Annotated in this window: 23 protein-coding genes and 1 tRNA gene; 11 read left to right on the forward strand and 13 right to left on the reverse strand. The window is 47.4% G+C overall.

From position 1 onward, the window contains the following. Nucleotides 1-299: 299 nt before the first annotated feature. Nucleotides 300-1,367, reverse strand: a complete 1,068-nt coding sequence (locus tag IC230_RS07015; protein ID WP_191038262.1) for a lipase family protein — start codon at nucleotides 1,365-1,367, stop codon at nucleotides 300-302. Between the two features lie 417 nt (nucleotides 1,368-1,784). Here IC230_RS07015 and IC230_RS34440 point away from each other — a divergent pair, with 417 nt between their 5' ends. The 4 genes from IC230_RS34440 (at nucleotide 1,785) to IC230_RS07035 (ending at nucleotide 5,293) form a co-directional block, all read left to right on the forward strand. Continuing rightward, entirely contained in the window at nucleotides 1,785-2,777 is a 993-nt protein-coding gene (locus tag IC230_RS34440) for a tail fiber domain-containing protein (RefSeq protein WP_191038263.1), read from the forward strand. Between the two features lie 7 nt (nucleotides 2,778-2,784). Then, nucleotides 2,785-3,642 carry a hypothetical protein gene (locus tag IC230_RS07025; protein WP_191038264.1) on the forward strand — a complete coding sequence of 286 codons (858 nt, stop codon included), beginning with the start codon at nucleotides 2,785-2,787 and terminating at the stop codon, nucleotides 3,640-3,642. A gap of 241 nt (nucleotides 3,643-3,883) precedes the next feature. After that, nucleotides 3,884-4,897: a tail fiber domain-containing protein gene (locus IC230_RS07030; RefSeq protein ID WP_191038265.1), complete on the forward strand. Its 1,014-nt coding sequence runs from the start codon at nucleotides 3,884-3,886 to the stop codon at nucleotides 4,895-4,897. 105 nt (nucleotides 4,898-5,002) lie between these two features. Beyond that, complete coding sequence (locus IC230_RS07035) at nucleotides 5,003-5,293, forward strand: ArsR/SmtB family transcription factor (RefSeq protein ID WP_191038266.1); 291 nt, start codon at nucleotides 5,003-5,005, stop codon at nucleotides 5,291-5,293. Between the two features lie 316 nt (nucleotides 5,294-5,609). Here the strand turns inward: IC230_RS07035 and IC230_RS07040 are convergent, their stop codons facing one another. Beyond that, the gene (locus IC230_RS07040; protein ID WP_191038267.1) at nucleotides 5,610-6,707 is read right to left on the reverse strand and encodes a TIR domain-containing protein; all 1,098 of its coding nucleotides are present in this window, start codon (nucleotides 6,705-6,707) and stop codon (nucleotides 5,610-5,612) included. 233 nt (nucleotides 6,708-6,940) lie between these two features. Between IC230_RS07040 and IC230_RS07045 the strand changes: the two genes are divergently transcribed. Genes IC230_RS07045 through IC230_RS07060 form a run of 4 tightly spaced genes read left to right on the forward strand, consistent with a single transcriptional unit; the run spans nucleotide 6,941 to nucleotide 9,086 of the window. After that, nucleotides 6,941-7,408, forward strand: a complete 468-nt coding sequence (locus tag IC230_RS07045; protein ID WP_191038268.1) for a S24 family peptidase — start codon at nucleotides 6,941-6,943, stop codon at nucleotides 7,406-7,408. Then, a complete protein-coding gene (locus IC230_RS07050) occupies nucleotides 7,392-8,669 on the forward strand; it encodes a Y-family DNA polymerase (RefSeq protein WP_191038269.1) in 1,278 nt (425 codons plus the stop codon). The genes IC230_RS07045 and IC230_RS07050 overlap by 17 nt, the downstream gene beginning before the upstream one ends. A 16-nt stretch (nucleotides 8,670-8,685) precedes the next feature. Continuing rightward, nucleotides 8,686-8,898, forward strand: coding sequence for a hypothetical protein (locus tag IC230_RS07055; protein WP_191038270.1), 213 nt, complete (start codon nucleotides 8,686-8,688; stop codon nucleotides 8,896-8,898). A 2-nt stretch (nucleotides 8,899-8,900) separates the two neighbouring features. Further along, nucleotides 8,901-9,086, forward strand: coding sequence for a hypothetical protein (locus tag IC230_RS07060; protein ID WP_191038271.1), 186 nt, complete (start codon nucleotides 8,901-8,903; stop codon nucleotides 9,084-9,086). Nucleotides 9,087-9,144: 58 nt separating this feature from the next. Here the strand turns inward: IC230_RS07060 and IC230_RS07065 are convergent, their stop codons facing one another. From IC230_RS07065 to IC230_RS07115, 11 genes are all read right to left on the reverse strand, one after another. Continuing rightward, the gene (locus IC230_RS07065) at nucleotides 9,145-9,870 is read right to left on the reverse strand and encodes a hypothetical protein (protein ID WP_191038272.1); all 726 of its coding nucleotides are present in this window, start codon (nucleotides 9,868-9,870) and stop codon (nucleotides 9,145-9,147) included. 33 nt (nucleotides 9,871-9,903) lie between these two features. Beyond that, nucleotides 9,904-10,101, reverse strand: a complete 198-nt coding sequence (locus IC230_RS07070; RefSeq protein WP_191038273.1) for a hypothetical protein — start codon at nucleotides 10,099-10,101, stop codon at nucleotides 9,904-9,906. A 56-nt stretch (nucleotides 10,102-10,157) separates the two neighbouring features. After that, nucleotides 10,158-11,030: a DNA/RNA non-specific endonuclease gene (locus IC230_RS07075; protein ID WP_191038274.1), complete on the reverse strand. Its 873-nt coding sequence runs from the start codon at nucleotides 11,028-11,030 to the stop codon at nucleotides 10,158-10,160. Beyond that, the gene (locus IC230_RS07080) at nucleotides 11,014-11,514 is read right to left on the reverse strand and encodes a hypothetical protein (RefSeq protein ID WP_191038275.1); all 501 of its coding nucleotides are present in this window, start codon (nucleotides 11,512-11,514) and stop codon (nucleotides 11,014-11,016) included. Before IC230_RS07080 ends, IC230_RS07075 begins: the two co-directional genes overlap by 17 nt. 97 nt (nucleotides 11,515-11,611) lie before the next feature. Next, nucleotides 11,612-11,688 (reverse strand) — tRNA-Asp (locus IC230_RS07085). Nucleotides 11,689-11,876: 188 nt separating this feature from the next. After that, on the reverse strand, nucleotides 11,877-13,001 hold the full coding sequence (locus IC230_RS07090) for a cellulase family glycosylhydrolase (RefSeq protein WP_191038617.1): 1,125 nt from the start codon (nucleotides 12,999-13,001) through the stop codon (nucleotides 11,877-11,879). Nucleotides 13,002-13,164: 163 nt separating this feature from the next. Beyond that, nucleotides 13,165-14,220 (reverse strand): glycoside hydrolase family 43 protein, encoded by a 1,056-nt coding sequence (locus tag IC230_RS07095; protein ID WP_191038276.1) that lies wholly within the window; start codon nucleotides 14,218-14,220, stop codon nucleotides 13,165-13,167. A gap of 64 nt (nucleotides 14,221-14,284) precedes the next feature. Then, nucleotides 14,285-14,776, reverse strand: a complete 492-nt coding sequence (locus IC230_RS07100; RefSeq protein ID WP_191038277.1) for a Fur family transcriptional regulator — start codon at nucleotides 14,774-14,776, stop codon at nucleotides 14,285-14,287. 122 nt (nucleotides 14,777-14,898) lie between these two features. Further along, nucleotides 14,899-15,237 carry a DUF6686 family protein gene (locus tag IC230_RS07105; protein ID WP_191038278.1) on the reverse strand — a complete coding sequence of 113 codons (339 nt, stop codon included), beginning with the start codon at nucleotides 15,235-15,237 and terminating at the stop codon, nucleotides 14,899-14,901. A gap of 22 nt (nucleotides 15,238-15,259) precedes the next feature. Then, the gene (locus tag IC230_RS07110) at nucleotides 15,260-15,595 is read right to left on the reverse strand and encodes a DUF6686 family protein (RefSeq protein WP_191038279.1); all 336 of its coding nucleotides are present in this window, start codon (nucleotides 15,593-15,595) and stop codon (nucleotides 15,260-15,262) included. A 376-nt stretch (nucleotides 15,596-15,971) separates the two neighbouring features. After that, nucleotides 15,972-20,684, reverse strand: coding sequence for a translocation/assembly module TamB domain-containing protein (locus IC230_RS07115; protein ID WP_191038280.1), 4,713 nt, complete (start codon nucleotides 20,682-20,684; stop codon nucleotides 15,972-15,974). 133 nt (nucleotides 20,685-20,817) lie between these two features. On the opposite strand from IC230_RS07115, the gene tsaD reads away from it, so the two are divergent. Genes tsaD through IC230_RS07130 form a run of 3 tightly spaced genes read left to right on the forward strand, consistent with a single transcriptional unit; the run spans nucleotide 20,818 to nucleotide 23,588 of the window. Next, nucleotides 20,818-21,816: a tRNA (adenosine(37)-N6)-threonylcarbamoyltransferase complex transferase subunit TsaD gene (gene tsaD, locus IC230_RS07120; RefSeq protein WP_191038618.1), complete on the forward strand. Its 999-nt coding sequence runs from the start codon at nucleotides 20,818-20,820 to the stop codon at nucleotides 21,814-21,816. Nucleotides 21,817-21,832: 16 nt separating this feature from the next. Beyond that, on the forward strand, nucleotides 21,833-22,720 hold the full coding sequence (locus tag IC230_RS07125) for an MOSC domain-containing protein (protein ID WP_191038281.1): 888 nt from the start codon (nucleotides 21,833-21,835) through the stop codon (nucleotides 22,718-22,720). 55 nt (nucleotides 22,721-22,775) lie between these two features. Further along, nucleotides 22,776-23,588: a UbiA prenyltransferase family protein gene (locus IC230_RS07130; RefSeq protein WP_394355473.1), complete on the forward strand. Its 813-nt coding sequence runs from the start codon at nucleotides 22,776-22,778 to the stop codon at nucleotides 23,586-23,588. The last annotated feature ends 24 nt before the right edge of the window (nucleotides 23,589-23,612 follow it).

A 23,612-nucleotide genomic window follows, 5' to 3' on the forward strand; every position in this document is an offset into this window, starting at 1 on the left:
TGCTAGTCCTTCAGTTGTTGTAGCCATATAAGCATACTAGAACATTACTATGACGCTCGATTCAATTGGTATCACTAGCATAGAGTCTTTCCGCCAGCTCCTCCATTGAGTCATTTAACCCTAGCAGGCGGTTGAATGAGGAACGCGAAACCTTAAACAATCTATAAATTAAGATATGGCTTAGGAGAGCGTATTATAAGATGGTTATGGGCAGCTCATGCAGCCCAAAGCACCTAGTCAACTTAAGCCAGGCACTTTGGGCTGTATGAGTGTATATTTCTTGGCAGATAATGACTAATCTATGCTAGCAGGACGTTGCGATATGCTGGCACTAAGGAGCTTACCTGCTTAATCAGCTGGCTTATGCTTGGGGCGTAGGCTTCCGAATAAGCATAGAGCGAGTGAAACATTTTTGCTTCCTGAAAAAAGCCAGTAATCGTGTTAGGGAAGGAACTCGGCGCTGGCTGACTTTGCATTTCGTAGTTGTTAGTTGGCTGGCTGTATGCGTTTGTATCCTCTAGCCAGTAGGAAAGAGCAATGGCGCCAGCTACTACTTCAAAGGCATTAGCCAGCGTAGGGCTATAGGGCGGATACACCTCAATCGATGCTGCTTCAGGCACGTCGCCAGATGAAGAAAGTGATCCATACAGTACCATCAGCTTATCTAAAATTTGGTCAACAACTGGAAATTTAGGTACAATGTCTCCAGCCAGTTCATAATGAAAGGATTGCTGACCGGGGTAGTCTGCATCCAGCATAGCCGCAAAAGCCTGATTACCACTAGCCGGAGCGGCTATGCTGATTAAAGACACATTGGTGATCGACTGACCCGCCTGTTGCAATTGCTGAGCGAAGTAAACGGCAAAGCTGTTGGCCATGTTGGCTCCCAAACTATGACCGGTAATCAGGATTTGACTACCCTGGCCAGCGGCTTGACTCAAGAGGGTATAAATCGGTGATTGAGGATCATTATCCGAAGCCGTCGGACTATCCTGTAGCGATAAGAGTTGAGTGAGCGCCAGCAGTGAGCCGTTGGATACTTGAAGGGTAGGGTTAGACGTGTCAGTCGGGTAAGGCCAGTTCGACTGTTGAAAGACATTGAAGTCTTCACTAATCCAGTTATAAAACCCACCCCAGTTCGGAGCGCTAAAAGGTACCGAGCCCCGGATCGCCAGTGTGTAGCGATTAAGCTGTTGATTGTAGGTAATAAAAGCGTAATTGTCGTAGGGCGAGGGCGTGGCAATAAATTGTAGCGTTTCCTGACCACTGAACGTGTTCTGAATCTGTTTGAGTAAATTGTCTGTCGACAAATAGGCGAAGGCACTTAAAATAAAAGCGGTTTCAAGTTGACTGTAAGTAGTTTCCATTGGCTGAATTGTCTATTGTTTGGCTGAACGAGTGGATTTAAAGTTGGCCGGTTTGTTCAAAAGAAACCAGCCAGTAAACACGGTTTTTATTCAATCAGGTGTTTACACGGGTATATCAATTCCAACTTAGCTGATAGGTGATTTTATTCTCTATAGAATATGTATGAAATGGATGTTAAAAAACAATCCTCTTATTTTCGTGAAGCTCTATTTTCATCAGGCAGACTATTAACGACTAACAAATGGACAGAGGTCGACCGTTCGCTCAAAAAGCGGGCTGATCTGCCCCAAATTCGAGGTAAGTTGCCCCAAGTCTTATAGTCGATGATGCTCTAAAAACCGATCATTGTTCCACCGTTGGGATGGCCCGGCGGTGTATAACAACTCAATCAATCCTAACAATCGTAGTGCTACAGTATGAAACAATTCTTTCTATTAGCCGCTGGGCTACTAAGCTCGGCAAGTCTCTACGCCCAGGTGGGTATCGGCACCACCACACCCAAAGCATTCTTCAATGTGGCCGAAGGAAAAGACGTCCTGTTTGGCCAAACGTTGAACTTTGCAGGCGACGATAATGATGATACCCCGTATATAAAGCTGATCTGGCACGCCAGCAAAGCCGCCTTCAGGGCGGGTATCGTGCAGGGTGACATGTGGGACAGTAATCGGGTGGGCTATTACTCATTTGCCGCAGGCTACAATGCCCACGCTGGGGGCAACCAGTCGGTGGCATTAGGGTCTGGCAACGAGGCTACAGGGGGCGGCTCAATCGCCATCGGGACTGGGCTCACGGCCAGTGGTAACAACTCGGTAGCTATGGGTACCTCGGTCGGGACCAACGGCTACCTGGGCTCCTTTATTTTTGGGGATCGGCCGGCGGCCTCGTACTATACAAATACCACGGCCAATCAAATGATGATGCGCTTTGCTGGGGGCTACCGCCTTTATTCTACCAATCCTCAGAATCAGTCGGCGGCCATTGGTGTACAGGTCGTGGCGGGCAGCAATGCTTGGTCTGTCATCTCCGATTCGACCCGTAAAGAGAACTTCCGGAACGTGGACGGCGCTTCGTTTCTGCAAAAGATCGCTCAGCTGCGACTGGGTAGTTGGAACTACAAAGGCCAGGATGCGAAGACGTATCGTCACTACGGTCCCATGGCCCAGGATTTTTTTGCGGCTTTCGGTCACGATGAACTGGGTATCATTGGCGAAGACAAGTCAATAAATCAGGCCGATTTCGACGGGGTCAACCTGATTGCCATTCAGGCCCTGATCGAAGAGAACCAGCAGCTCAAAGCCCGGCTAGCCGCCATGGAAAAACAGGAAAGCCTAACCCAGGCCCGGCTGGATCAGATCGAAGCCGCCCTGCAAGGCCAGATGACCAGCTCCGCCCTCACCCTCAAACCCTAATCTGAGCATGCGAACCTATCTAACTTTTTTGGGTCTGTTATTGGCCTTTGGTGCATCGGCTCAGCTTTCAATGGGTACTGGCGGCATAAGTGTGCTGATGGGCACTACCCTGACCGTCGATGGCCTTTCGCTCATTCCTTCGGCCAGTCTTAATCTGACAAGCAACACCATCCAACGGACCAGTACGCCCCTGGCGGGCAATCCGGGCATTAACCGGCTCTATCAGTTGAGTGCCCCACTGCTTTTTTCGGGCCGGGTAGGCATCAGCTACCTGCCTGGCGAACTCAACGGCTACACCGAGTCAACCCTGCAACTAGCCTACGCTCCAGCACCTAGTACCAATCTGACCGTCACAACTAGCAGCACCGTCAATGCGGCTACGCACATCGTTAGTAACACGCTCGTCAGTCAAAATCTGTACGTGGTGACGGCCACGGCGCTCTCGGATCTGTCGCCCATCGTGTACGCCCGGCCGACGACCGTTTACGGCTCGACACCCTTCACGGTAGTCGTCGATGTGGTGGAGCTAAACTCAGTGGCTACCAGTGGCACCTTTACGGTGCGGGTCACCAAAGATCAAAAAGTCGACTTGACTTTTGATGCAGGCTTAACCAGTGTCAACCGACGGTCTGTGCAAAACAGTGTCTGGAGTTTCAATAATTCCAATCCGAACTATTACATCTTAACCACGTCGCAGAGCGTATCGGCTGGTGATCGGCTCTCGTTTGGGTTAACGGGAACGCTAAGTCCCGGGGCCTCCTCGGGTGTGATAACGGTCAGTTCGACGGTGCTGCCCACATCGGTCGTGGAAGCGAGGCTGAATAATAATATTGACGCTGACAAGGTGGAATATTTTCAGCAGTGATCAGGCTGATCCACAGATAGCAATACCCTAATTAGCCCTGCCTACACGGGCAGGGCTACTTCTTAAACCATGTAGGATAATATGTAGGAAATACAGGTCTAAAAACATCTTTTTATTTTTCGGCCGAGCCTTATAACCCTATCGGGTGATTCTATTAGTTAGTGGCATTCATAAGAAGGCCCCGGCAAAGAGTCGGGGCTTTTTCTTATCTTGGGGTGTTCATTTTACCAAACCCCAAGCCATGCGAAATAAGCTACTTCTACTTTTCTATCTAGTCCTCAAATTCACCTTCAGCTATGCTCAAGTCGGGATTGGAACAACTACACCTAAAGCTTATTTTAACGTCATTCGCGGCAGAACGGTCCTGTTTGGCGAAGATACCAATCAGGTAGGCAGTCAAAACAAACTCATTTGGTATGCTAGTCAGGGGGCCTTCCGGGTGGGTGGTGCAGTCAGTACCTATTGGAGTCGCTCATCGGCGAATGACAACACCAATGTGGGGGCATATTCGTTTGCGTCCGGTTACAACGTCAAGGCCAGCGGCTACCTGTCGACAGCAATGGGCAACGGCAATATTGCCAGTGGTGTTGCCGCAACGGCGCTGGGCAACGGCAACAAAGCCACGGGTGACAATTCTACGGCCATGGGTACTTTTGTGAGCACTAACGATCAGCATGGTAGTTTTATCATTGGCGATGCCACCATCTGGAGTACGCTCGGTAACGATGCCTCTAATCAGATGATGATGCGCTTCCAGGGTGGTTACAAGCTTTTCACCAATTCAAATGCGACGATTGGGGTCTCTCTGAGTAGTGGTGGCAACGCTTGGCAGACGCTTTCTGACTCGACTCGCAAAGAGAACTTCCTGGCCGCTGACGGCGCTTCTTTTCTTCAAAAAATCAGTAATATGCGCCTAGGTAGTTGGAATTACAAAGGGCAAGATGCCAAACAGTACCGGCACTATGGCCCGATGGCTCAGGAGTTCTTTGTAGCCTTCGGTCATGACGAGCTAGGGGTCATCGGCGAAGACAAAAGTATTAACCAAGCCGATTTTGATGGCGTGAATCTGATTGCTATTCAGGCGTTGATCAAAAAGGTAGAGAAATTGGAGGCCGACAATGACAAGCTTCGGGCGGAGTTGAAAGCATCGCGTCAAGATCAGCCATCGACGCAGGAGCTGGCTAGGAAGGTAGCCAGATTGGAAGCCCTGTTGAGCACTCAGCTGGATACGACGGCTGCTAGTCTTAAACCGTAGCCGACATGTGTGGGTCATGCCTACTATGTTACTATGAATAATAGTTAGAATGTTTTAGTTTTCATTCGTATGAAAGGGTAATTTAGCCCCCCTTTTCACCACGTTATGAAAGCAATAGCAACCAATAACCAACTGGCTTCGGAACTGCTCAAGACAATCGCCCACCCGGTACGGCTACGAATCCTGTTACTGCTAAGCGAACAGCCTACTCTGAATGTATCGGCTCTACAGGCTGTACTTAACCTGGAGCAGTCGGCTATATCTCACCATCTGATCAGGATGAGAGACCGGGGCATTCTCAAGAGTGACAAGCGCGAGAGGGATATGTACTATTACCTGGCTGACCCAGCGTTCTTGGAAGTCGTCCAGCTCATGCTGGATCACAAATCCGTGTAGGAAGTGTAGAATGTGCAGGCTCAAAAACAATCTTTTTTTATTGTCCTGCGCCAACGGCTAAAGGTACATTTACGAAATAAAAACCCCTCTAAAACCGTGTTTTAAGTATAATTAGTATAATCCGCTGGGCCAAAAACATCTTTTTGCAAAGTTTATTCACAGCGTTTTTGGGTAGCCTGTGGACAAGTGGAAAAAAGGGTGCATAGGGGCCCTTTTCTGGTGGAGGTCAAACCACGCAAAGCCTCTTTTAAGTCGGTTGCGGAGTAACATTAGTAACTTCTACTCCATAGGCAAGCACTCCTCTTTATTATATCATTCATGGTATAATATTGCGCAACATTTTGACCTTTGGCATTTGGGGAGTCTCTCTAACTATATCTGTAGTAAATACGCATTCAAAGTAATCTCCATTCGAGATTACACTGTTATTGTAAAAGCCTCTTGATGTTAAAAGCTTTGCCGCTGCCCAAGTGCCATAACCATAACTACCAAACAAAATCAACACTTGGTTGGATGGTGAAAATGGGTTTTCAGCTTTTATTATTACACCACAATCAGTCGAAATAGGCTCTTCATAATCTCTACTATATTCGGGATAATACGTTGTATTGGTAATTGAATCAGTAAAAGATACCTCGTGTCTATTTGGATCTCCGAAGATTAAGCTTGTCTTTATTCTTGACACTACTTCTCGGGTAATACTATTGGCATCAGGACCACCGATTAAGACAAGATTAGCACCAAGTGAATCTCCGCTTATGCGGTCGGCATAGCTTATACGTATAGATGAATGCCCCATTACTTTTAAAAAGGCACTAACTTCTGTATAACTTATTGCATCTCCTACACCCAATAAACCAGATTGTTCAAATGATTTAAACTCTGAAAATCGGCCTAACACAAACTGTGTATCATTTGAAGTAAACGGTTCCCATAATGGAGGAATAGTTATTTTTATTGATCCAAGCTTAGTTATTTGTGTTCGTATAGGATCACAAGCCTCTCCCACGGCTGCCATCAAGTTATTATCTCTACGTTGGCCTTGATAAGTTGCTAGACTAATGCCAGCAAGATCTGAAGGGATTTTAATCGGTTTGTCTGAGTCATATACAATAAACGTTCGGCTTCGGCCAAGCTTACCCATAAATAGGCCACATTCGAACAGTACATTATCTCGGGGAGATTGAGCCGATTGATTTCGACTCTCTACCATGTCATCAGGAGTCAGGACCAAAATTGCAAAATCGAAATTTTCTAAAGCATTAGCCAGACTTTCAAGATAACTACTATTAAGCCCAAAGACACCCTCCTGCCAGATGGTTATTTCAGCTTCATTCTTTAATTGAGCCTTTATGTTTCTTGCAACATCAAGGCCTTCACTAGACGAACCAATAAATACAGACGGCTGATTCATAGCTTTTACATAAAAATGAAAAGGACTAGAGATAAATAGAAAAAAATCAATTGATGTCCACAGTATCCTCTGGGATTGGGTCTATTGCAGGCAAACAACCGGACTATATAAAGGTGAGTAGGATTGTGACTTTCAGCAAATCACTTTAGCAACCGGTATTTTCTGTTTTACTTGTATTGTATATAACATTTGTATTATACTAGCGGTTTGACGATTTACGCCCCGACACCGCTATGATTGACACCATTGACCCCATCCCCCCTGAGAACATATTCCGCGTCGATCCATCGCGCAGAGCACTAATTCCGTTTTGGGAGATTCCTGTGTCTGCTGGCTTTACCAGCCCCGCCGAAAACTACATTCAGGAACGGCTTAACCTGCAGGATCTGTGCGTGCTGCATCCCGATTGTACCCACTTTGTCAAAGCAACCGGCGAATCGATGACGGGGGACTACATCTATCCCGGTTCGATTCTGGTGGTCGATTCGACGATACCGGTTGAGACAGGAAGGGTCATTGTGTCTTACGTCAATGATGGGTGGTGCGTGAAGCGCTACGTTAACAAAGATCCGCTGGTGATGCTCGAGTCCAGCAACAGCCTCTACGCGCCCATCTACGTCCAGCCGGGAGAAGTATTTAAAATACTGGGTGTTGTTACCTACATCGTTTCTAAACCGCCCAAGTATGTACGCCCTTGTTGATGGTAAAAACTTCTACGCCAGCTGTCACCGCATCTTTCGGCCCGATCTGGTAGGCAGGCCCGTTGTGGTCCTATCCAACCGGGATGGTAATATCGTAGCCAGAAGCGACGAAGCGAAGGCGCTTGGCATTGGTATGGGGCAGCTTTTCTTTGAGGCCAAAGACCTGTGTCAGCAGCATGGGGTAACGGTGTTTTCTTCCAATTATGAGCTGTACGGGGATTTGTCCGCCCGATTGATGAGTACGCTCACCCACTTTGCGCCGGATGTTGAGGTGTACAGCATCGATGAAGCCTTTCTGCTGTTGGAAGAATACGTGGGCATCTACCCAACGTATCGAGATATAGGCAGCGCCATTTGTAGCCACGTTGGTCGGTGGCTACATCTGCCGGTAGGCGTAGGGATTGGTCCTACCAAGACGCTGGCCAAAGTAGCCAACAAACTGGCCAAGAAAAGTCCCGATCTGGTCTGCGTACTGGATACACCCGAACTGATAGACGAAGCGCTGGAAGACTTTCCGGTCGAGGACATATGGGGCGTGGGTCGTAAATCGGCGGGTAAGCTAAAGAACGTAGGTATTCGAACGGCCGCTCAGCTTCGGGACGTCAACGACGACTGGATTCAGAAAGTAATGACGGTCAACGGACTCCGGTTAGTGCATGAACTGCGTGGCCGTCCCTGCAAGCTACTGGAGGTGAATCCACCGCCGAAAAAGTCAATCTGCACCGAGCCCGGGTTTGGACACGTAATTCCGGATCTGGTGCAAATTAATGATGCCCTGACGGTGCATTTGTCCAGGTGCTGCGAAAAGCTACGCCGTCAGGAATCGCTCTGTGGGGCCGTGACGGTCTGGCTACGTACTAACCCGTTTCGCAAAACGCCGGGTAATAAGCAGCCTGCTAAGCAGTACAGCAATAGCGTAACGGTTCGACTGCCGCATCCAACCAGTTCGACGCTGGAAATCATTAAGTACGCCGAATCATCCCTGAAAGCCATCTTTCGGTTTGGGTATCACTACGCTAAAGTGGGTGTGATGCTGACGGATCTGGTACCGGCTGACTTTCGGCAAGCAGGGGTATTTACGGCCGGTCCCGACGAGCGCCTGATTCGATTAGCCAAGACGATGGATAAGGTCAATAAACGTTATGGCCGCGATACGCTCCGGATGGCTTCGCAGCTTTATAATCCCGAGTGGCCTATGAAGCCAACGTATCTGACTCCCAGATATACGACCCGGTGGGAGGATATATTAGAAGTAAAGTAAACGTAAGTTGACAGCCATGAATCGAGTGATTAGCCAGGGGGATCGGGTGTTAGTCACCCCCACTAAAAAGGGGTTTACCCGCAAGCCGTATAAAGCCACGGTGATCGATTGGATGCCGTCGGGAAAGTTGAAAGTGCAACCCGATGGAGAGTCAAGCCAAGCTACTCAATTAGTCAACAGCGACGATGTGAAAAAGCTGGCCGATAAACCAACGCAACAGACCCAATAAAGATGAGTATGTCACAAGAGCAGGTTAAAGAAGTATGGGCTCGAAAAGTAGCCTTACAAACGGCTCTAAGTGCGTTAGCCGATTTACCGGAAAACAAGCGGGCTATCGCTGAATTGAAAGAAGGAATTGCTTCCTGTAACACGGAGCTAGTTAGTGGCACCTATAGTCCACCTCAGCCAGTTGATTAAATGAGAAGGCATATTTCCAATCTAACAACGTATTTTTTAGATGGACTTTAACTAGTCTCTAGCTTTTAGGTTCTTTAGGCAGCCATTTCTTTTTATCGTCAGATAGTGTGAAATAATAAATTTCTCCACCCACCCTATTAGGGTATTTCTCCTTTGCCAAGGAAATAACTTTTTCTATAAATTTATAGGGTTCGGTATTTGCTAAACTCCTGAGTTGGCTTCTTTCTTCTGCTGGCATGTAGTAATATTCTTGATTATATCCCAGCACTTTTAATATCACATTACCTTTAATGTCAATAACTACTTTATTCGATCCAGGGGATTTGTTTGCTATGTTAAACGTAGAAACGAACAATGTAGGCTTGCTATTCTCTACCTTAAAAATAGCTATTTCACTAACAAGAGGGTACGTGCCTGGAAACCACTTATTATAGTTTTCGGTACTTTTTTTTAGTAATTCTTCTAAATAAATTTCGTATCGCAGACCTAATTCTTGGCTAAATCTAAAAGCAAATTCCTCGACACTTTTTGAATCTTTAACAGAGTTTGCTACTTCAATTTGCAATTGATCGTTTGCGCCAACTAGGGTGTAATAAAACCCGTTAACCTCTCGAATTTTACAGTAGTCATCCTTAAAACCAGTTTCTATTCCTTTATCATTTACAATAATGCGCCTACTATCCTGTCCAACAATTATCTCTTTATCATTTCTGATAACAACAACACACGTTGCCTGACTCACTAAAGGCAATAATAGCAATAATCTTAATACAATCTTCTTCATGTGTAGACAGCTCAACATCAATTTACCGAGCAGTTATTCTCCATTTTTTAATTCCTTCAACTCTGCCAACTTTTTCTTAGCTTCTTCCAAAGCTTGCGGTATCCCCTCTTTAGATACTTTATAATTCGCCATCAAAGTATTGTGCTCATCAGGTGAGGTCAGCAGTTCTTCGAGCCCCTTAATAACTGACTCTTGCTCTTCAATACTTAGCTCTAGTTCCTCCTTTTTCATGTCCATCCGTGAAGGTGCGGGAAATAAAGAGTATTTTTGGATAATATCTACTTGTATTACAGGATAGCCTTATCCACTCCCGCTTCAACCACTCGCTGCACATCACTTGGCACATTCGATAGTAAATCATAGCCCATCTGCCGTTCCACCTCATCTACGCTAACTCGGTAATTACCCCACGGCTGATCACCTACAGCGTTGGTGTTATTCATCCAAACTGCAATAACCCGCGTCTGAGCGTTGATTCGATTCACGTCGTCCGAGCCTATCGGCAAAATAACGATCACCTTCCAAAGGACAGCAGGAACGCTTACTTTGCCACTGGCTATACTGCTTACTTTGCCGTTGTCTCCCTCACCACCTTTACCCGCTGTTCCAGCAATAATGTACAGCTCGTTACCCTTGGCAACTAGGCTACGACAGTATTCTTCTAGCAATCTCCACGATTGCCGGTTGAAGGTAGGCGCTTGAGGCACGATGTTAGAGAGGATAAACGTAGTTCGGTTTTCTTCGGCCGTACTGTCCCGATCATCCGAAGGGCAGAGGTGACCACGATCAAAGCCAGTGTTGGTATAGTCTGCGTGCCTAGCTACATACCAGCCCGTTGGTAAGAGTGTCTCTGGAATGAAGCTACCCGCGTACCGCGTGGCTGATCCTTTCCAGGCTGCGCTTAGATGCCAGCTACACCAATTAGCAATACCCGTCGAGTTGTTGAAAGAAAGCGAATACGTTGAGCGGGTGATGAGGTACGCGTTCGGACTATTCTCGCTGGTTCTGGCTCCATCGGGATTGCCCAGTGATAAATTGTCATCTCGGGTTGGGTTGGGGTTACTGGGAACATTTACACTAGGTTCCTTACAGCCATAAATAGAAAGGGCTAATACCAGAAAACAGAAGCGGATAATTAGCGGTCTAAAGGGATTGCTCATTTTGCTGTAATCGTTGCGTAAATGAGCCGTAATAGAATAATACAAGATGTGGAGCTTGTCCCGGCGCTGGTCTTGTAGTAGTTATTTGCAGCAATTGCTCTGGATCTAAATCATTACGGAGCCTGACAGGTCGTTGGTGATTGTAATTGGGATCATTTGCAACGTTAGGTTGCTGGTTGTTCCACTCATATTCACCAATTATCTCTACGACTTTCGCCCATGGCTTCTGAGCATCAATGATTATCAAGTCGTTCAACATTACGTTTGTACGCATATGCCACAACGTTGGCCAGCCAATGCGCCCATTTTTACTAGTAGAATAATGTTTCCTTATTGCCTCTTTTACTGCCTCTGGAGAACGATACTGATTTAGATCACCAACCAGCCCCCAACCAATAGCAATACGGCCATGCTCAATAAAGCGTCGAGTGACATTTTCCTTTAAATCTTCCTCATGGTATGAAATTAAACGCCAGATATTCATAACAGCATCTAAAGTATGTGAGCAGCTTTTGTACACCAAAATGTACACCAACAAAAAAGCACTTATAGTTTTTATGCTATAAGTGCTTGATTTTCAGTGGCGGTCCGGACGGGGCTCGAACCCGCGACCCCCTGCGTGACAGGCAGGTATTCTAACCAACTGAACTACCGAACCAATTTCGATTAGCGGTTAATAGTTGCTATCTTCCTTAATCGTGGCACAAAAGTAGGCGCTTTGGCTATTCCACGCAAGTGACCCCTAAAAAAACTTTGTGGCCATAAAATTCTATTCCGGTCTACACCTTGGTAATCAGATGCTTTGTCCTAAAATATTTTTATGACTCGAAAGGGAAACTACCTTAATTATTTCCCTGTAGCCTGTTTGATGGCTGCGACTTCCGCCGGATCGACGGGGGTACCATCCTGTTTGAATACTTCGTGAAACCATATAGCTGGTTCACGCCCGTTAACGTAAGGTTTTTGCCAGGAGTCCCAGGGGAGAAAGGTTTGTGTTTTGCCAGCGACGAAACCCCAGTTAATCATGCCAACTTTCGCTTTTTTCGCGATTGGAAGGTGCGTCTGGAATTTGCTGTCGACACCTCGAGCCATATACTCGGTGCAGATAACCGGACGTCCGAATGTTTCTAAAGCTGGAATGACCTTTTCCAAATCATTCGGTTTGGAGTACTGGTGGAACGTAATGATATCAGAATTCTCAAGCTGCACTTTCTCCATAGGGGTCCATTTCGCTGAATTTTGCCAGTCGTCGGGCGTTCGATAAACCCAGACTCCCGACGTTAACGGTTGAGTCGCTCCAGCCGCCCGTGCCCATTGGAATACCTGTGGTAATAGACTCGCTGCGATGGCTTTCTTTTCATCTTTAGGCAGTTCAGTTTTTAGGTGATTCTGACCGTAGCTGTTATCATTCGTATTATCCGGCTCGTTCCACATATCCCACGCCAGAATACGTTTATCGGTCTTGAAAGCGCCTACTACACCTTTCACATATGCTTCCAGACGTGGGTACTGCGATTTGTCTTTAAGGGCATTGGCACCAGGGCTCTGTACCCAGCCTGAATTATGGATACCTGGCGTTGGTGCATGTTGTTTGCCAAGCTTCGGGAAAGGATCCCAGCAGGAGTCGAATAACACTAGCATAGGACGAATCTTATGCTTATCGCAGATGGATAGAAATTGATCAAGTCGCTTGGTAAAGCCAGTAGAATCCTGCCAAAGTAGATCATGTAGAAATACGCGCATCGTATTCATACCGATGCCTTCGGCTAAAGCCAGTTCCTTGTCAATCGTTTTCGGATCGAAGGAGTCAGCCTGAAACATTTCCAACTCGTTGATGGCGTTAGCTGGAACGTAGTTGGCGCCAACCAGAAAGGGTTCTTTGGCATACCAGGCATTTGCCCGCTCTGCTGACCAACGACCTGTTTCGGCCTGACCTGACGAAACGGCTGTGTCACCCGCGGATACGGCCATAGAATCGATGGCTTTCTGTTCGGTTTTATTCGCCTGCTTGCAGCCGTTCAAACTAAGCAGAGCGATAATAAAAGCCGGAAAAATAAGTGTACGCATTCGTGTTAAATGATTAATGAATGAAAGGAATTGCTGGGTTTATACTGATTGATAGTGTAATTACTTATTACTCCTGGGGAACAGGCATAGGCACTTTGGCCATTGGTTTCCCAAAGTTAGGTGAACCATCGGCATTCCAGGTGAAGGGCTGAATATGTGGGGCGCGTTTATTGCCACAACCATCTGTAGCTGATGGATTAGCGTGATAAATCATCCAGTTCTTGCCATCAGTAGACTGGAAAAAACCACCGTGACCAGGCGCCCAGACACCGTTTTCAGGAGATTGTGTGAAGACAGGCCCCGGATTTTTTACCCAATTTTTAGGGTCAAGTAAGTCACCTGCGCCTGTGTAGGTCAGTAACCCGAGGCTATAATCAAGCCAACAGGCATTGGCTGAATACACAATGAACAGTTTGTTATCGTGACGCAGGAATTCTGGTCCCTCATTCACGTAAATCTTAGGCACCTCGCCGTTTTTTTGCCACTCCTGTGGTACGTCGCCATGCATTTCCCAGGGCTGGTCGGGCTGCGAAATCTTAATGCGATCCCCATCAATGGTCCAGGGATTTTTCAGCCTGGCAAGATAAATATCCTGTCGACCGTTCGTAGGTCCTTCCCAGCCTGACCAGGCGGCATAGAGTTGACCATTGTAGTCCATAACGGACATGTCAATTTCCCAATGATCGTCCTTATCACCGATTTTACCTTTCATCGTCCACTCGCCCTGCATCGGATCAGGCGATGCGTTTTCGATTACCCAGACCCGGTGGGTAAGGTTATTCAGCGAATCGGCTGAGAAGTAAACGTACCATTTATCGTTAAAGAAGTGGATTTCGGGCGCCCATAGATCCCTGGAATAAGGTTTGCCCGTTGGAGGATTGTAGATGACCTTGTATTCGGCCGTAGCAAGGTCGGCTATGTTTCGGGTTTTCCAGAGGGTTAGGTTTCGACCGGTGGTGTTCATGTAATAATACCACCCATCTTTCTGCAAAACCCAGGGATCGGGACCCGAGTTTTTGATCGGATTTGTAAAGGTCCGCTGACCTAGAAGCAAATGGGTAACAAGAAACAGACAAATTAACGTACTACCGAAGAGCCGTTTCTTTATCGAAGCGATAGTCATGATGTAAGAAAAGGGGTTCGGTATACAAAGAACAACAGAATCGTTTTTACCCCTTTCTTGGTAATTATTCCCTTACGTGACTATCGATGGGTTTGGTCTCACAGTCATTATCCGTGCATTGACCATAGAAGACCAATGAATGGGATTCGACCTGAAACTGTAGGGAATTGCTCACATTCGTCTTGATAAGATGTAGACGTGGATCGCAGAATTCTTTTACGCGATGGCAAACAGTACACACCAAATGTGCGTGTTGCTGCCGGCCAAGCGACTTTTCATAGCGGCTTTTTACGTTATCTTCATCGCCAAACTGGTGCCGTTGCACCAGACCGCATTCGACTAGAAGCTCCAGCGTATTGTACACCGTTGCCCGGCTGACGGGATAGGATTTTTGCTGCATGGCCTCATATAGATCTTCGGCGTCGAAATGATCGTTGCGGGAATACACTTCGTCTAAAATGGCGAAGCGTTCCGAAGACCTGCGCAGTCCTTTCGCTAAAAGCGACTCTTCTAATCGCGCTCTGGCAGTGGCTAGTAAGGATTGAGACTCATCCATAACTGTTGTACTTAAAGACTATTAGACAGAGAAATATGGTGTAAAAGTGATTCGATTTTCGCTCAATTGGCAAAAAAGGTAGAAAGGAACCGGTCAGAAACCAGTTCCTTTTCTTTTATCTACTAACCTAACCTATGAGTTATATTTAAAATCTGATCGACTTCCATCAGTACTGTTGCTTCATCCATCATCTGAACAAGTTCCTCGATTTCCTCGTCCGACAGCATGATGAAGTAATTTTGCATCGGCGTTTTCAATAGCCACTCCTTCCCATGGGTCGTGAAAAAAGGCCGCATGGCTGTTCGATCGGTCATTACGTCCCGGTAACAGGCAAATTCAGCTTCCGCCAGAATGAACAGCGAATTTTTGTAGGCGACATTGTAGGATTGGCAACCTGCACAATAACCAATGTAACCGTTGTCGCGTTGAGCCAAGGTTTTGAGATGATGTTGATGATCCATAAGTCCTGGGAATAGGAATAGTCTAGTTGGCTTGAGTTTTCAGCAGTTGATATAAATTCAGACGACGTAGCGCCTGCAATAAGCCGGTGTGAAATGAATCGAATTCAATTTTGGATAAACTGAACTGAATGTCCGGATGGCCCGTGTTGATAAGTAGATGCAGTTGACCATTGGGCATGCGTACGCTGTTGTCGTCAAAATTGATCCCGTCAATGGTTCGGCATAAGCTGATGAATTCATCCTGCGTAAACCCCAGCAATAGATTCTGAAAAGTCAGACCTACCCGCTGGCAATGCTGACATTGAGCGATGCAAAAATGCTCGTGATTAAGTAAGACGGTGGGTTGGCAGGAGTTCATAAGCGGCTGAAATTAATGTAGCGAACGGGTTTGTGCCTGTGTCCGGTAATGGATTGAGTGCGCCATCTCAATGGGGGAGAATTACCGGTGCACAGGGCTTAAGGTCTTGGTCTTTTACGGATTGAGAAAAAAGAGTTTGCCTTGGCTATAATTACGAAATTGTCGTCAATTATTATTTAGACTAATTTTAAACAAACATAAAGAACGAATTTTTGAGACGCAAGGATTTAGGAAAGAAGTTTATCGGGGATTCAAAAAAGATTTCGTAATGCCCAGTATACTAAACATTTACTGGAAACCTATTGAGAGACTAACAGGAGGCTATCGTTGTAGTACGGTAGGAGAGAGGGTATCGCTAACTCAGGCAGAACGAACTTTACAGCGCTTCCCGTCCCCTGGTTGTCGACGTAGTGATCGGCGTTGGGATTGGGACAGGCGTTTCGTCGGCGGGAAGATTGGGCGTTAAACCCGGCGCGTTACGTTTTCCATCGAAAAGATGGTTGAAAGAACGCGTATAAAGCAAACTCAGCCCCCCGCCCGTTGAGATCGTGCTGTTTGTACTATACTGGCCCAGAATACTCTGCTGGTTGCGATTATAGACTTTGGCCCGTAGCCGACCATCAGACGTAATAAAATACTCAAGCGTCCATTCCCCTAGCAAACTGGCCGCGTTGTATTGGCTTTGTCCATACGTAAAGCCTCCGTCGCGGCTGATCCGTAAACGGTCATTCAGTAGCCGGTATGAAAACCGTAACTGAAGATTGTTGAGCAAGTTTTCGTTTTGCAGACCGCTCGTAAAGCCACCGAATGATACGCCTATGTCCAGATTTTCGTTGAGGTTCGATGCCAGTCGACTAATCTGGTTCGATAATAGTTCACTCACGCTATTGGCTACGCCACTGTTCACCTGCCCCTGATCAAACAGGCTGGTGTTTTCGGAAAGCAATTGATTAAACAGTAAAACACTACTCACCTGACGGGTTAGCTCCTGGTCGTTGCTCTGAAGTCGTGATTCGAACGCCGTAACCGCCTGCCGGAAATCTGATGAGGATGGATACTCCTTAATGTCCAGATCATAACTAATAGCAGGACTGCCTAATTCGCCATTTAGTTTAATGACCAGATCTACCGGGTATCGACGGCTCTGATCGGCGGTCGTATTCGTTTTCTGTACCGCTAACAGAGGAGCCAGTGACGTGTATTGTGTGTATGCAGCCGTTACGTCCAGCAGGGCCCCGTATGGATCGCCGGTCCAGGTGATACGACTATTGGGGCGAATCTGGAAGCGTTTGTTGATGATATTCTGAAAAGTAAATGTGTAGTCACCCTTCAGAATCTCGTAGTTGCCCGTCATCGTAAAGTCGCCTTTCGTATCCACCTTCATCGACAGCAGCCCCTGCCCATAGGCTTTGATAATGTCGCCCGTCTGACGATCCAGCTGAATCTCGCAGTACGCATCGGGCGTAATGTTGAAATTAAAATCCATCTGGATTCGGGATAAATCAATATCTCCCTCCGACTGCGTACCCGGTCGGGTAGCCGATTGGTTAGTCGAATTGCCTGATGACGTACCGTTGAGGTTAACGAACCGAATCTGTTCATCGTCCGCAACGGTTGTCGCGCCATCCAGTGGAATAAAGATTCGGGTTCCTTTATTGCTCGTTACGTTCGCACGGATGGTCAGATTGTCGGTCGGCCCGTATAGTTCTGCTTTTCCAGTAACAACAGCCTGTCCATAAAAAGCATCGTTGTCTTTGGCGGCTGTATTCAGAATTTTGAAGTTCTTGAAATCAGCGTCGAAACCTAGTGTGAAGTACCGAAACCCTTCGTGGTAGACGCCCCCACGTAGCAGGGCGGTATTTCCCTGCGGATCGCGCAAGGTTAATTGCCGAATGATAATCTCGTTTTCGCCGAAATAAATATTGTCATCGAATGAGAAATCCGCTTTCAGGTAATCAAACCGGCCACGGCCGCCTTTTATACCAACCTGCCCCATGAGCACTGGCATGGCAGGGGTTCCCCGAACGGCAATAACGCCACTGGCAATACCGCCGAGGTTCGAAAACAGATCGGTTGTAAACGGCTCCAGCAAGCTGAGATCAGCGTTATTAACGTTTGCCTTTAGCGACAGTGGATTTGACTTAAGTTGAGGAGTATATGTACCTATCAGTGTCAATACGTCGGCTCCGCTTCGGTTGATGCGTGCATCCACGTTAAGCCGTTTTGCCATCTGGTCCCACTGAGCCTGCCCATGTACGTCGCCAATCAGCGCCTTATCGTACGACAAGGCAATAACTGCTAATGAACTCTCGATGATTGGTGTATCATAAAGATTCCGCACGGCCAGCTTACCGTTCAACGTACCGCCTAAATCGGTATTTAGCAGGGGATTCAGCGAGGCCAGCAGGAAATTCTGCGCTTCTACGTCTAGATTCTGAACAGAGTCGGGCGAAATCTTACCAGAAGCCTGAACCAACTGGTTCTCATTGAGCAGCGAAAGATTCCGAATCGTGTATTCTTCCCCTACTTTTCGGATCAAGCTCTGGGGGTTAAGCACCCAGTCGCCATCAAGGACGCGTATTTTCGACTGGCGGAAAGTCAGGTCAATGGCATCACCTTTGAATCGTAACTCCCCGTTTAAATCAGCATGATTCACGAATTTGCCGCTGCTATCGGCCTGTTCAACATCGCTTGTAAAGTCAATGTGATCGACATCCCAGGATGCCTCAACCTGTAAATTTCGAGTGGGTAAGAGCTTACTGAACAGTTGTCGTTTCGAGGAAATCACCGCTGAGGCCAGTACTTCCTGATCGTACACGAATTTGGATGTTGTTAAGTCAAGATCACTGGGTCCAAAACTGATTGTACCGAACCGAACCGAATCCGTTTTGACGGCCGCTGTCAGAAACGACGTATTATCGACCATAAATCGACCTTCGAGCCGGGTAGTTGGTGCGATATAAGCCGACATCCCAAGGAAATCCAGTAAAGGCACGCTATTTTTTGTGATAACCTGATAGTCAACACCATATCGTTGGTTAAGGGCCGAAGCTTTCCGACCAGCAAGGCGAGCCACCTGCTGACGTTTCTGGTCATAATAAGCCTTCATGCCAGCCGCATCGCCTTTGAAATAAAGCTGATATTCGCGGGCTATCCGCTTCAAATCATCGATGGTACGTTGTGGCTGAAACGTGCCCTGCAAGCGAGTGGTCAGGAAGTCGGAGTCGAGATTGAAATATCGTTGATTGGTAACTGCATCCTGTTTGAGTGAATCCGTTGCTGGAACAAGCTCCTGCTCTGTAGAAGAAAAGAGCGTGAGTTTATCAACATTCAGGTTACGTCGGTTAAGCGTAAGGGTAGCGTTGTCGAACGTAGCCGTACCAACAATGTCATCGAGTGTACTACCCTCCAGACGAATATCTAAACCGGTTTTAACAACAAGCGAATCGCTCAGGTAGCCCAACGCCCGCAGGTCGGCATGTTGCACCGTTCCCCGGAAATCGTACCGGTTGCTAGGTGCTTTCAGGTTGAATAGGCCATCGAGTTCGAACGCCAGATTGGGATCGTGAACATGCAATTGGCCTTCAAAAATCGCCTGCTGCAAATTACCCTTGGCTTCAACATTTTTGTACTCATAGCCCTGCCACCCAAATCGTCCAAACTGGCCATTGAAGTCGATACTCGCCTGTTTCAGGTCGGTACCATGCCCAGCGATACGTCCCTCGCCGTCGAGTTTGCCGAATTGATCAGGCTGATTGATGAGCTGACCCAAATCCAGGTTTTCGCTGCGTAGATTGGCTGTATACGTAGTCTGGCTGGATTTGGTGGCGAGCTTAAGCGCCAGATCACCCGTTACGTTCCCGATTGCCGTTTGGAACGTTCCCTTCGTTTTGAAATCATCGAACGTACCAACGAACGTAGCGTTAAACGAAGCGGTCCCCAACTTCTGAATCGTATGATTGAACGACGAGTCGGGGTAATACTGTCGAATATCGGCCATGTTCACGACGGAAGGCGCAAAGGCAAAATTGACCGTCGTTTTGTCCATATCGGGCAATCCTTTCCAGGCAATATTACCTGCCAGGCGACTCCGCCCATTTGGCCCAAACCGTAAATCCGTATTGTTCAGCCGGAAGTCATTGACTGTACCGGAAAAATTGCCGGTCAAATACCACGTCTCGTTCAGACCGCGGAGGTATTCTGAGAAAAACCCTAAATCTTTTGATAATACCTTGCTATCCCGGAAGCGGGCCTGCATCAACACACGACTGTTGAAATCGCCGAATGCCGACGGCTTGTCGTACAGAAAAGTCAGTTCGTTACGTATGACGGAGTTACCAATATGCGCGTAGAGCTTCCCCAGTTCCATTTTGGTATTGCAATAGAGAAAGCGCGTATCCAGTTGCCGAATCCTGATTCGTGAGTCGCGATCAATTCCGGACAGACCCTTGGCATCGAACGCAATCGTGTCGCCAAGCACTAAAAAATTACTAACCTCAGCGGTAAGATGCTGGAGCGTAAAGTGGTTATAATCAAAACTCTTTGGATCACGTATGAATGGTTCGCGCGGGTCTTCAAGTGTGTAGGCGCCATCGACCAGATGAATATGACTGACCTTAAACGGTACGTTCTGATTCGGTACGCTTGGTTTGGTCGGATCGGCAGTTAATTCTTCAATACGAGCAATAAAATCATCCAGGTTGGTGTCGCCATTCGTCAGGTTTTTGATCATCCGAACGTCAGGCTTATACAGGACAATCTCGTCTAAATGAAGATTGTGGGCCGATGAATCGAGCAGGTTTTTGAGATCATAGTTGGCATCGAGCCGACCAACCGTAATCATGGGTTGCCCTTTTCGGTCTGTAATACGGACACCTTCGAGCGTCAATGAATCGAACCATTTAATCGAAACGCCCTGAATATCAACGGGAAAAAGAAGTTTTTCGGAAAGCCATTTGGCTCCTTTCTGCGCTAAGCGTGTCTGGACTGCAGGCAGTTGTAAGCTCAACAAAATTCCTAGCACTAAACCGAGTACCGTCAGGACCAGGTAGAGCAGTGTTTTAAGGAATATGGCGAAAAACTGACGCATCCGGGGCGGAAAGGCCTAATTTACAACGAATAATGACTAGTTACTATCGATTAGACTACTAAATGAGGGAACGGTTTAAGCCTAACTTCCATTGTCTATTCACGAAGAAATCATTATCCATTACTTTTGTTTAGTGAATATTTTAGCCATTGAATCCTCTTGCGACGAAACGTCGGCGTCTGTTTTGGCCAACGGGCATATTCTGTCGAACGTAATAGCCACCCAGTTAATTCACGAACAATACGGGGGCGTAGTGCCTGAACTGGCTTCCCGAGCGCATCAACAACACATTTTGCCAATAGTTGAGCGGGCATTGACCGATGCAAAGGTACCTAAAAACGAGCTATCGGCCATTGCTTTTACGCGTGGACCGGGTCTATTGGGGTCACTGCTGGTTGGTACGTCGTTCGCCAAAGCAATGGCACTAGGCCTGAATATCCCACTTATTGAAGTCAATCACATGCAGGCGCACGTATTGGCCCATTTCATTGACAGCCCAAAACCTACGTTTCCATTTTTGTGCCTGACGGTTAGTGGAGGGCATACGCAGATCGTGCGGGTCGATAGTCCGCTGAACATGACCGTTATCGGGCAAACGCTGGATGATGCTGTAGGCGAAGCCTTCGATAAATCGGCTAAACTGCTAGGACTGCCGTATCCGGGTGGCCCGCTCATCGACAAGTATGCCAAAGAAGGAAATCCACTGGCGTATCGGTTTCCGATGAGTGAAATGCCAAATCTGGATTTTTCATTCAGTGGCATCAAGACAGCGATTATGTATTTTCTGCGCGATAAGACGAAAACAGACCCCCATTTTATTCCGCAAAATCTGCCCGATATTTGTGCCAGTATTCAGCATACCTTGGTGCAGATGCTATTGACTAAACTGAAGCGGGCAGCGCGTGAAACCGGTATACGTGATATTGCCGTTGCCGGGGGTGTATCGGCCAATAGTGGGTTGCGTACGGCTTTGACCCAACTCGGTGAACAACAAAAGTGGAAGGTGTTTATCCCCCAATTTGAGTACTGCACCGATAATGCCGCTATGATTGCTATGGCGGCTCAGTTTAAATACGAACAAGGTGAGTTTACGGAGCAAACCGTCAGTCCGCTACCGAGAATGAGTTTTTGAACCACTATCAGCCACCATGACTATATCCGAACTTCACATCTATCCCATTAAATCGCTCGGCGGTATTTCGGTGCCGGAAGTGATTGTCGAGCCTAAAGGATTTCGCTACGATCGTCGATTTATGCTTGTATCGCCCGCGGGAGAGTTCATGACGCAACGAACGAACCATCAAATGGCGCTGATCGACGTAGCGATTGATGGAGAAACGTTACGTGTCTGGCATCGAAGCCGACCTGATGATATACTGGAGTTGCCATTGTTACCGACACATACAGAAGAATCCTCCATTGGTGAAACTATGCTGGTTACGATTTGGGATAGCAAGGACGTTCCGGCGGTAACGGTTAGTGGAGAAGCAGACCAGTGGTTTACCAACGTTCTCGAAAAACCCTGCCGGTTGGTGTTTATGCCCGAAACAACTCATCGGGCTGCCGATCCGGATTATACACACGATCCTGAAAACGATGCTGTTAGCTTTGCGGATGGGTACCCTTATCTCTTAATTGGCCAGGCATCGCTCGATTATTTAAACCAACGCGCAACAGAACCGTTATCAATGCTACGTTTCCGGCCCAACATTGTTGTGACTGGGAGCGAGCCTTACGACGAAGATGCCTGGGCGCATTTCCGAATAGGTGAAGTGGATTTTTACGGTGTGAAGCCCTGCGCTCGCTGCGTGCTGACGACCATTGATCCTGAAACCGCCCGGTTGGGAAAAGAACCATTGAAAACGCTGGCAACGTATCGGCAATGGAAACACAAAATTCTGTTCGGTCAGAACGTAGTGGCTGAGGCTAGTGGCCAATTACCACTCGGACGTTTGCGCGTCGGTCAATCCATTGACGTTGTTAGCCGCCAGGAACCGTGGCTGGCAGCCCCCGCACCAGTTACTGCCAACGAATAAAGTTGATTACTCAATAGATTTTATTTTGCTTACGTCCCTACGTACCGTTTATTATTTGAATTTCCTCGTTGTGATGGGGGCGGTACTTTCGAATCGAATGGCCGCGCGCCTATCCGATGTTGAACCTATACACTGGGCAACGCCTATCGTGCTGGCTCTGGTTGTATTCATTATTTATACTGTTGATCGGCTCCTGGATATTCGGAAATACAAAGCCGATAAATCGAGTCAACCCTTAACCCTTCGGCATCAGTTTCATCGTCGGCATGCTACGTTATTGTGGCGGGTAGTAGCGATGGCGGCAGCGCTGGCTTTGGTGTTGACCTTTTTTCTGCCAGGTAGCGTCATTACGTTTGGGATTGTGCTGGGGGGGCTTTGTGCGGCTTATGTTGGGGTAGTTTTCCGGCTTCCGGCCCGGCATCCGGCTCTGCTACTGAAAGAGCCACTTGTTGCTGCCTTATACGTAGCTGGTGTTTGGGGTAGCGTATGGGTACAACGCCTGTCTGTAAGCAAGATAGACATAACCGAATGTCTGATGTTTGCCGCGATTGCATTTCAGAATTTGTTGCTGTTTGCTGTGATGGAGCAGTATGAAACGCCTGACCAGCCTGTTTTTTCACTAGCCACCGCGTGGGGACAGGAGCGCTGCAATCTAATTTTACGCTGGCTGACGATTGGGGTAATTGTAGTCGGATTCTCGCTTTGTTTCCTGACAAGTGATCGGTTTGCTCAACGGTCGGCTCTGATGCTCGCATTAATGAGCCTCGCGCTTTACGGAATCAAACGGTATCCTGCCTATTTTACGAGAAATGAGCGATACCGCTGGCTGGGCGATGGCGTATTCTGGATGCCTGCCCTGGTGCTGTGAAGCCGCAATTGACCGTATAACATC

The organism is Spirosoma validum (genome assembly GCF_014699035.1).
GTDB classification, from domain to species: domain Bacteria; phylum Bacteroidota; class Bacteroidia; order Cytophagales; family Spirosomataceae; genus Spirosoma; species Spirosoma validum.